Source organism: Saccharothrix sp. CCNWYY140, from assembly GCF_037401995.1.
Taxonomy (GTDB): domain Bacteria; phylum Actinomycetota; class Actinomycetes; order Mycobacteriales; family Pseudonocardiaceae; genus Actinosynnema.
This window is the reverse complement of record NZ_JBBEGC010000017.1, coordinates 28,936-39,537: the sequence shown is the minus strand read 5'-3', so window position 1 is coordinate 39,537 and position 10,602 is coordinate 28,936. Positions and strand designations below refer to the sequence as shown.

At 73.5% G+C, this 10,602-nt stretch carries 1 protein-coding gene; it reads left to right on the top strand.

Annotation, left to right across the window (positions count from 1 at the left end):
• Positions 1–15 precede the first annotated feature (15 nt).
• Positions 16–10,602, top strand: a complete 10,587-nt coding sequence (locus WBN91_RS11765; RefSeq protein WP_337726133.1) for an SDR family NAD(P)-dependent oxidoreductase — start codon at positions 16–18, stop codon at positions 10,600–10,602.

Sequence of the window (10,602 nt, the reverse complement as noted above, 5' to 3'; positions counted from 1 at the left end):
GAGGGGCGAGGGGTAGTGGCGAACGAGGACAAGCTCCGGGACTACCTCAAGCGGGTTACCGTAGACCTGCAAAAGACCCGGCAGCGGCTGCACGACGTCGAGGCGGCGGCGCACGAGCCGATCGCGATCGTCGGCATGGCCTGCCGCTACCCGGGCGGCGTGACCGGTCCCGAGGACCTGTGGCGGCTGGTCGAGTCCGGGACCGACGCGACCGGCGCGTTCCCGACCGACCGCGGCTGGGACCTGGCGGCGCTGCACGACCCGGAGTCGAAGCGCGAGGACACCTCCTACACCGCGCGCGGCGGGTTCCTCTACGACGCGGCGGACTTCGACCCGGCGTTCTTCGGCATCAGCCCGCGCGAGGCGGTCCGGCTGGACCCGCAGCAGCGGCTGCTGCTGGAGGTCGCCTGGGAGACGCTGGAGCGGGCGGGCATCGACCCGGCGACGCTGTCGGGCAGCCCGACCGGCGTGTTCACCGGCCTGATGTACCACGACTACGCGGGCAGCAACTCGTCCGGCAGCGTCGTGTCCGGCCGGGTCGCCTACACGTTGGGCCTGGAAGGCCCCGCCGTCACCGTCGACACCGCGTGCTCGTCGTCGCTGGTCGCGCTGCACCTGGCGATCCAGGCCCTGCGGCGCGGCGACTGCACGCTGGCGCTGGCCGGTGGCGTGTCGGTGATGGCGACCCCGTTGACGTTCGTGGAGTTCTCGCGCCAGCGCGGCCTGTCGCCGGACGGCCGGTGCCGGTCCTACTCGGCCGACGCCGACGGCACCGGGTTCGCCGAGGGCGTGGGCGTGCTGCTGGTGGAGAAGCTGTCCGACGCGCTGCGCAACGGCCACCACGTGCTGGCGGTCGTGCGCGGGTCGGCGGTGAACCAGGACGGCGCGTCCAACGGCCTCACCGCGCCCAACGGGCCGTCGCAGCAGCGGGTCATCGAGGCCGCGCTGGTCGACGCGGGCCTGTCCACGAGCCAGGTCGACGTGGTCGAGGGCCACGGCACCGGCACCACGCTGGGCGACCCGATCGAGGCGCAGGCCCTGCTGGCCACCTACGGCCAGGACCGCCCCGAACCCCTGTGGCTGGGGTCGGTGAAGTCCAACATCGGCCACACGCAGGCCGCCGCCGGCGTCGCCGGGATCATCAAGGTCGTCGAGGCGATCCGGCACGGGGTCATGCCCGCGACCCTGCACTCCGAGCAGCCCTCCGACCAGGTGGACTGGACGGCGGGCAACGTCAGGCTGCTGACCTCGCCGACGCCGTGGCCGGAGACCGGGCGTCCGCGCCGGGCGGCCGTGTCGTCGTTCGGGTTCAGCGGGACCAACGCGCACGTGATCATCGAGCAGGCGCCCGAGCAGGAGGTGCCCGAGGCCGCGTCCGCGCCGGTGACGTCGTTGCTGCTGACCGCACGCGACCCGGGTGCCCTGCGGGACCAGGCCCGTCGACTGGCGTCCGTTGTGTCCACTGTGGATCCCGCCGAGCTGGGGTACGCCCTGGCCACCTCGCGGGCGCGGTTCGAGCACCGGGCCGCCGTGGTCGGCACGTCCGCCGAGGAACTGGCCGCCGGCCTGGCCGCGCTGGCCCGGGACGAGAAGGCCGCCGGTGTCGTGCACGGCCGGATGGCCGCCGGCAAGCCCGCGATGGTGTTCTCCGGTCAGGGCGCGCAGCGCTTGGGCATGGGGCTCGGGCTGTACGAGGCGTTCCCGGCGTTCGCCGCCGCGTTCGACGAGGTGTGCGCGGCTCTGGACCCGCACCTCGACCGGCCGTTGCGTTCGGTGCTGGAGACCGAGGAGCTGCACCAGACCGGGTACACCCAGCCGGCGTTGTTCGCGATCGAGGTGGCGCTGTTCCGGCTGCTGGAGTCGTGGGGCGTGACGCCGTCCGTGCTGGTCGGGCACTCCATCGGCGAACTGGCCGCCGCTCACGTGGCCGGGGTGTTCTCGCTGGCGGACGCGGCTCGACTGGTTGCCGCGCGCGGTCGGTTGATGCAGGCCTTGCCTGCGGGTGGCGCGATGCTCGCGGTCGAGGCGACGGAGGACGAGGTCCGGCCGTTGCTCGGTGCGGACGTGGACATCGCGGCCGTCAACGGTCCGCGGTCGGTTGTGGTGTCGGGTGCTGTCGAGGCTGTGGCGGCCGTGGAGGCGCACTTCGCCGACCGCCGGACCAAGCGGCTGACCGTCTCGCACGCGTTCCACTCGCCGCTGATGGAGCCGATGCTGGCGGAGTTCCGGGCGGTCGCGGAGACGATCACCTACCGCGAGCCGACGATTCCGCTGGTGTCGACGGCTGGCCTCCGGCCCCCGTCTCCATTGTCCCATGAGGGTCTGACGGATTCCGGCGGCGAGGGGTCGGAGGAGTTCGGGGCCGAGTACTGGGTGGGGCAGGTTCGGGCCGGTGTGCGGTTCGCGGATGCCGTGCGGGCGGTCGAGGCGAAGACGGTGCTGGAGATCGGGCCGGACGCCGTGCTGACCACGATGGCGGCGGACAGCGTCGGCGACGACGTGGTGCTGATCCCGTTGCTGCGCAAGGACCGCGACGAAGCGCGTGCGCTGGTCGAGGCGTTGGCGCGGCTGGAGGTTCGGGGGGTGACCGTGGACGCGGAGGCGTTCTACGGACGCACCGGTCCTTCCCGGGTCGAGCTGCCGACGTACGCGTTCCAGCACGAGCGGTTCTGGATGGACAGCGTCCAGGCGTTCACCGCGGCAGGTCCTGGCGACCCCTGGCGCTACGAAGCCAAGTGGGAACGCCTGCCCAGCGGGACCGCCCGCACCCTCACCGGCACCTGGCTGGTCGTCGGCCCCGAAGGTGCGGAGGTCGCGGCGGCACTGGCCGCGCACGGCGCCACACCGGTCGGCACCGACCTTGCCGGCATCGCGGACACCCTCACCGAGGGTGTCTCGGGTGTCGTGTCGCTGCTCGGTGCGGCCGACACGCTGACCCTCGTCCAGACCGTTGCCGAGCACGGCGTCCCGGTGTGGGCGCTGACCCGGGGCGCGGTCGGCACCTCGCCCGCCGACCCCGTCACCGACCCCGACCAGGCGCTGGTGTGGGGCCTGGGGCGGGTCGCCGCGCTCGAACTGCCGCGGGTCTGGGGCGGCATGGTCGACTTGCCCGCCACCCTCGACGACCGCACCTCCGCCGCCCTGGCCACCGTGCTCGCGGGCCTCGGTGAAGACCAGGTGGCGGTCCGCCCGGACGGCGTGTTCGCCCGCCGCCTGCACCGCGCGCCGGCCGGCCCCTCCGGCCGGACGCCCACCACGGGCACGGTCCTGGTCACCGGCGGCACCGGCACCCTCGGCATCGAGGTCGCCAAGGCCTACGCCGACGACGGCGCCGAGCACGTCCTGCTGCTCAGCCGCCGGGGCACCGCGCCCGCCGAGACCCTGGCCGGGATCAACGCCCGCGTCACGGTCGTGGCCTGCGACGTCGCCGACCGTGCCGCCCTGGAAGCCGTCGCGGCGGAGCACGACGACATCACCGCGGTCGTCCACGTCGCCGGACTGGCCCAGCTGACACCCATCGCGGACATGTCCCAGGACGAGTTCGCCGAGGTCGTCTCCGCCAAGGTCGAGGGCGCGCGGAACCTGGACGCGGTCTTCCCCGACGTGGCCGAGTTCGTGCTGTTCTCGTCGGTCGCGGGCGTGTGGGGCAGTGGCGCGCAAGGTGCGTACGCCGCCGCCAACGCCTACCTCGACGCCCTCGCCGCGCGGCGCCGCGCCCGCGGTCAAGCCGCGACCTCGCTGGCCTGGGGGCCGTGGGCGGGCAGCAACCTGGTCGACGACGACATCGACGCCGCCCTGCGCAAGCGGGGCCTGGCGCCGATGGCCCCGGACCGCGCGATCGCCGCGATGCGCACCGCCCTCGCCGCCGCCGACACCGCCGTGGTGCTCGCGGACGTCGACTGGACGGCGTTCGTCCCGTCGTTCACCGCCCTGCGCCCGAGCCGGCTGTTCGACACGATCCCCGAGGCCGTCACCGAGACCGAGACCGGATCAACCGATGACCTGGCGCGGCTGCTGGCCGACGTGCCCGAGGCCGACCGCCTGGACCACGTCACGGACCTGGTCCGCACGCAGGTCGCGTTGACCCTGGGCTACGCCGGTCCCGAGGCCGTGGAGGCGACCCGCGCGTTCAAGGACCTGGGTTTCGACTCGGTCACCGCGGTCGAGTTCCGCAACCGCATGATCGAGGCCACCGGCGTCCGGCTGTCGGCCGCGGTCGCGTTCGACTACCCGACCCCGCTGGCGCTCGCGGAGCACCTGCTGGCCGACGGGGTCCAGGAGGTCGTCGCCGCCACCGGGTTCAGCGACGAGCCGATCGCGATCGTCGGCATGAGCTGCCGGTTCCCCGGCGGCGTGGCCACCCCGGAGCAGCTGTGGGCGATGCTGCGCGAAGGCCGCGACGGCATCGGCCCGTTCCCCGCCGACCGGGGCTGGGACCTCGACGGCCTGTTCCACCCCGACCCCGAGCACCCCGGCACCAGCTACGTCCGCGAGGGCGGGTTCCTGCACGACCTGCCCGGCTTCGACGCCGCGTTCTTCGGCATCAGCCCGCGCGAGGCCGAGGCGATGGACCCGCAGCAGCGGCTGGTGCTGGAGGCGGCGTGGACCGCGTTCGAGGACGCGGGCATCGACCCGACGTCCCTGCGCGGCACCCCGACCGGCGTGTTCGTGGGCACCAACAACAATGACTACATCCGCCTGACGGGCGCGGTCGGCGCGAGCGCCGAGGGCTTCATGGCCACCGGCAACGCCGCCAGCATCCTGTCCGGCCGCCTGTCCTACGTGCTGGGCCTGGAAGGCCCGGCGGTCACCGTGGACACCGCGTGCTCGTCATCGCTGGTCGCACTGCACATGGCCGTGCAGGGGCTGCGGTCGGGCGAGTGCTCGGCGGCGGTCGCGGCGGGCGTGACCGCGATGTCCACGCCGGGCGCCTTCGTCGAGTTCTCCAAGATGCGCGGGCTCGCGCCGGACGGCCGCTGCAAGGCGTTCGCGGCGGGCGCGGACGGCACGAACTGGGGCGAGGGCGTCGGCGTGGTCGTGCTGATGCGGCTGTCGGACGCGGTCGCCGCCGGGCAGGAGGTGCTCGCGGTGATCCGGGGCACGGCGGTCAACCAGGACGGCGCGTCCAACGGCCTGACCGCGCCCAACGGGCCGTCGCAGCAGCGGGTCATCCGCGCCGCCCTGGCCAACGCCGGTCTCCGGCCGTCCGACGTGGACGTGGTGGAGGCGCACGGCACGGGCACCACGCTGGGCGACCCGATCGAGGTGGACGCCCTGTTCGCCACCTACGGCCAGGACCGCGACCGGCCGCTGTGGCTGGGGTCGGTCAAGTCCAACATCGGCCACACCCAGGCCGCCGCCGGCGTCGCCGGTGTGATCAAGACCGTGCTGGCGCTCAAGCACGGCGAGCTGCCCAAGACCCTGCACGTCGAGGAGCCCACCGGGCACGTCGACTGGTCCGGCGGGGTGCGGCTGCTGGCCGACGCCCAGCCGTGGCCGCGCGGCGAGCGCCCGCGCCGGGCGGGTGTGTCGTCGTTCGGGTTCAGCGGCACCAACGCGCACGTGATCATCGAGGAGCCCGCCGAGGTCCCGGCGGCCGACCGGCCGGCATCGCCCGACCCGGTGGCATTGGTGCTGTCCGCGCGCTCCCAGGCCGCGCTCCAGCAGCAGGCGGCCGACCTCTTGCCCCTGCTCGACACCGAACAGCCGCGCGACCTCGCGTACTCGCTGTCGTTGCGCGCCCACCACTCCCGCCGCGCGGTCCTCGCCGGCGACCTGCGTGCGGGCCTCACCGCGCTGGCGGCCGGCGAGCCGTCGCCCGGCGTCGTCACCGGCACGGCGAACCCGGCCGGCAAGGTCGCTTTCACCTTCCCGGGCCAGGGTTCGCAGTGGGTCGGCATGGCCGTGGAACTGCTGGAGACCTCTCCGGTCTTCGCGTCCCGCATGGCCGAGTGCGCGGAGGCGATCGACCAGTTCACCGACTGGTCGTTGCTGGACGTGGTCCGCAACACCCCGAACGCGCCCTCCCTCGACCGGGTGGACGTGGTGCAGCCGGTGCTGTTCGCCGTGATGGTGTCGCTGGCGGCACTCTGGCGGTCCTACGGGGTCGAGCCGTCCGCAGTGATCGGCCACTCGCAGGGCGAGATCGCGGCGGCGGCCGTCGCGGGCGCGCTGTCGCTGGAGGACGCCGCCAAGGTCGTCACCCTGCGCAGCAAGGCGTTGCTGCGGCTGTCCGGCAAGGGCGGCATGGTGTCCGTGCCGCTGCCCGCCGACCAGGTCCGCGAGCGCATCGAGCACTTCGCCGGCCGGGTCACCGTCGCCACCGTCAACGGCCCGAGGTCCACGGTCGTCGCCGGCGAGCCGGACGCGCTGGAGCAGCTGCTGGCCGAGTGCGCGGAGAACGGCGTGCGGGCCAAGAAGATCGACGTGGACTACGCCTCGCACTCCACCTACGTCGAGGAGATCCACGACGAGCTGCTGGACGTCCTCCAGGGCCTCGCTCCGCGCAAGTCGGACGTCCCGTTCTACTCCACCGTGGACAGCTGCTGGCTGGACACCACGGTGATGGCCGCCGAGTACTGGTACCGCAACCTGCGCCAGACGGTGTGGTTCCAGCCCGCCGTCCGCGCGCTGCTCGACGCCGGGTTCACCGCGTTCGTGGAGTCCTCGCCGCACCCGGTGCTGACCATCGGCGTGCAGGACATCATCGACGACGCCGAGGCCACCGCGTCCGTCGTCGGCTCACTGCGCCGCGACGAGGGCGGCCTGACCCGGTTCCTGCTGTCGGTCGGCGAGGCGCACACCCAGGGCGTCAAGGTCCGGTGGCCGCACGGCGACGCCCGCAAGGTCCGCCTGCCCGGCTACCCGTTCCAGCACGAGCGGTTCTGGCCCGAGGCCGGTGCGGTCGTGGCGGACGCGGCGGGCCTGGGCCTGGCCGCCGCCGACCACCCGCTGCTGGGCGCGGCGGTCGCCGTCGCCGACACGGACGGCCTGCTGTTCACCGGCCGCCTGTCGGTGGGCACCCACCCGTGGCTGGCCGACCACGCCGTCGGCGGCCAGGTCCTGGTGCCCGGCACCGCGTTCGTGGAACTCGCGGTCCGCGCCGGCGACGAGGTGGGCTGCGGCAAGGTCGAGGAACTCACCCTCACCGCGCCCCTGGTGCTGCCCGAGAAGGGCGCGGTCCAGGTGCAGATGTGGGTCGGCGCACCCGACGAGGCCGGCCAACGCCCGATCAAGATCCACTCCCGCCGGAACGACGACACCCCGTGGACCCGCCACGCCGTCGGCCTGCTCGGCGAGGCCGACCAGCCCGCGCCCTTCGAACCGGTCTGGCCCCCGGAAGCCGAGGAACTCCCGGTGGCCGACCTCTACGACACCCTCGCCACCGCCGGCCTGCACTACGGCCCGGCATTCCGAGGCGTCCAACGCGCGTGGCGGCGCGGCGACGAGATCCTGGCGGAAGTCGGCCTCCCGGAGTCCGCCGGCAAGGCCGCTTTCGGCCTCCACCCGGCCCTCCTGGACGCCGCCCTCCACCCGCTGGCCCTCAGCACGACCAGCGAAAGCCCCCTGCTCCCGTTCGCCTGGACCGGCGTCTCCCTGCATGCGGCCGGCGCCACCACCCTCCGCGTCCGCCTGCGCCCAGCCGGCCAGAACGCCGTGGAACTCACCGCCACCGACCACACCGGCGCCCCGGTCGCCACCGTGGAGTCCCTGGTCCTGCGCGAAGCCACCGCCCCCACCACCCAGACCACCCACCACGACGCCCTCTTCCGCCTCGACTGGACGGAACTGTCGTACCCCGGTGGGACAATGGAGACGGGGGCCGGAGGCCACCGCTGGGCCACGCTCGGCACCCTCGACCTGCCGCAGCAGGCAGGCCTGGTCACCGACACCTACCCCGACCTGGCCGCCCTCCAAGCAGCCCTCGACAACGGCGCGCCGGTCCCGGACCGCGTCGCCCTGCCGTGCCTGAACCAGCACGACGACCCGGTCCAAGGCGCCTACCAGGCCGTCAACGACACCCTCAAAACCCTCCGCGAGTGGCTGGCCGACGAACGCCTGGCCGAGGCCAAGCTGGTCATCGTCACCCGCAACGCCATCAGCACCGACGAGCCGGCCGAAGACCTCGCCAACTCCCCGATCTGGGGCCTGGTCCGCAGCGCCCAGACCGAGAACCCGGACCGGTTCGTCCTGCTCGACATCGACGACCGGGACCCCCACCGAGCCCTGACCACCCTCGAACCCCAAGTCGCCATCCGCGACGGCGTCGCCTACGTCCCGCGCCTGGCCCGAGCGACCACCACCCCGGCCCTGGTCCCCGACACGGACCGCTGGCGCCTGGACGTCACCGAGAAGGGCACCCTGGACAACCTTGCCCTCCTCCCCGCCGGCGACCCGAAACCCCTGGGCCCCGGCCAGGTCCGCATCGCCATGCGCGCGGCGGGCCTGAACTTCCGCGACGTCCTGATCGCCCTGGACATGTACCCGGGCGACGGCGTGATGGGCGGCGAGGGCGCGGGCGTGGTCGTCGAGACCGCGCCGGACGTCACGACGATGAACCCCGGCGACCATGTCATGGGCCTGTTCCACGACGCCTTCGCCCCCGAGGTCGTCACCGACGCCCGGATGGTCGTCCGCGTCCCGCAGGGCTGGTCGTTCGCCACGGCGGCGGCCACCCCGATCGCGTTCTGCACGGCGTACTTCGCCCTGGTCGACCTCGCCGAGGTCAAGCCGGGCGAGAAGGTCCTGATCCACGCCGCCGCCGGCGGTGTCGGCATGGCCGCCGTCCGCCTCGCCCGCCACCTCGGGGCCGAGGTGTTCGCCACGGCCAGCCCCGGCAAGTGGGACGCCCTGCGCGGCATGGGCCTGGACGACGACCACATCGCCAACTCCCGCACGCTCGACTTCGAGCAGAAGTTCCACGGCATCGACGTCGTGATCGACTCGCTGGCCAAGGAGTTCGTGGACGCGTCCCTGCGCCTGCTGAGCCCCGGCGGCCGGTTCATCGAGATGGGCAAGACCGACGTCCGCGACCCGGAGAAGGTCGCCCAGGACCACCCCGGCGTGGCGTACCAGGCGTTCGACCTGCTCGCCATCGACCCGGACCGGGTGGCCGCGATCCTGCGGGACGTGCTGGCCCTGGTCGAGGACGACAAGATCACCCCGCTGCCGATCAAGCCCTACGACATGCGCCGCGCGCCCGAGGCGTTCCGGTTCATGTCCAAGGCGAAGCACGTCGGCAAGCTGGTGCTCACCGTGCCGCCGCGCCGCGACCCGAACGGCACGGTCCTCATCACCGGCGGCACCGGCACGCTCGGCGGCCTGCTGGCCAAGCACCTGGTGGCCAACCACGGCGTCAAGCACCTGCTGCTCACCTCCCGCCGAGGCCTCGACGCCGAAGGCGCGGAAGAGTTGGCCGCCGAACTCACGGGCCTGGGCGCGGAAGTCACCATCGCCGCCGCCGACGCGGCCGACCGCGACCAACTGGCCGAAGCGCTGGCCACCGTCAAACCCGAGCACCCCCTGACCTCCGTCATCCACACGGCGGGCGTCCTGGACGACGGCGTGGTCACCGCCCTGACCGAGGACCAGGTGCGGAACGTCCTGCGCCCCAAGGTCGACGCCGTGGTCAACCTGCACGAACTGACCCACGACCTGGCCGAGTTCACCGTCTTCTCCGCCGCCGCCGGCACCCTCGGCGGCCCGGGGCAGGGCAACTACGCGGCGGCGAACGTCTTCCTGGACACCCTGGTCGCCCAACGGCGTGCGGCCGGGCTCCCCGCCCAGGCGCTGGCCTGGGGCCTGTGGGGCGAGGCCAGCGGCATGACCGCGCACCTCGACGCGGGCGACCGCGCCCGCTTGGCCCGCGGCGGCCTGCTGGAGCTCTCGGTGGCCCAGGGCATGGCGCTCTACGACGCGGCCCAACGCATCGACGAGCCGCTGTTGGTGCCCATGCCGGTGGACCCGGCCGCCCTGCGCGAACTGGGCCGGGTGGACATGCTGCCGGTGCTGCTGCGCGGCCTGGTCCGCGGCCCCGCCCGCCGCACGCTGGAGGCCACGCAGTCGGCGGGCGCGTTCAAGGACGAACTGCTGCGCCAGAGCGGTCCCCAGCGCCGGCACACCGCGCTGGAACTGGTGAAGGCACAGGCGGCCACCGTCCTCGGTCACTCCAGCGCCAACGCGGTCGAAGCCACCAAACCGTTCACGGAACTGGGTTTCGACTCGCTGACCGCCGTCGAGTTCCGCAACCGCCTCAAGGCGGCCACGGGCCTCAAGCTGCCCGCGACGATGGTGTTCGACTACCCGACCGCCGCCGCCCTGACCGACTTCCTGCTGGCCGAACTGGCGCCCGCCGAGGTGGACCCCGCCGACGCCCTGCTGGGCGAGCTGGACGTCCTGGAGCGGTCTCTGGCGGGTGCCGGGACCCTCGAAGAGGCGGTCAAGGCGCGGATTACCGAGCGGTTGCAAGCGGTGCTGTCGAATTGGCGTGGGAAGTCCGACGCGGGCGCCGACGCGGGCGGACCGGACGTGGACACGGTGCTGAAGACCGCCTCGGCCGACGAGCTGTTGCGGTTCATCGACGACGAGCTCGGCGCCGCCTGA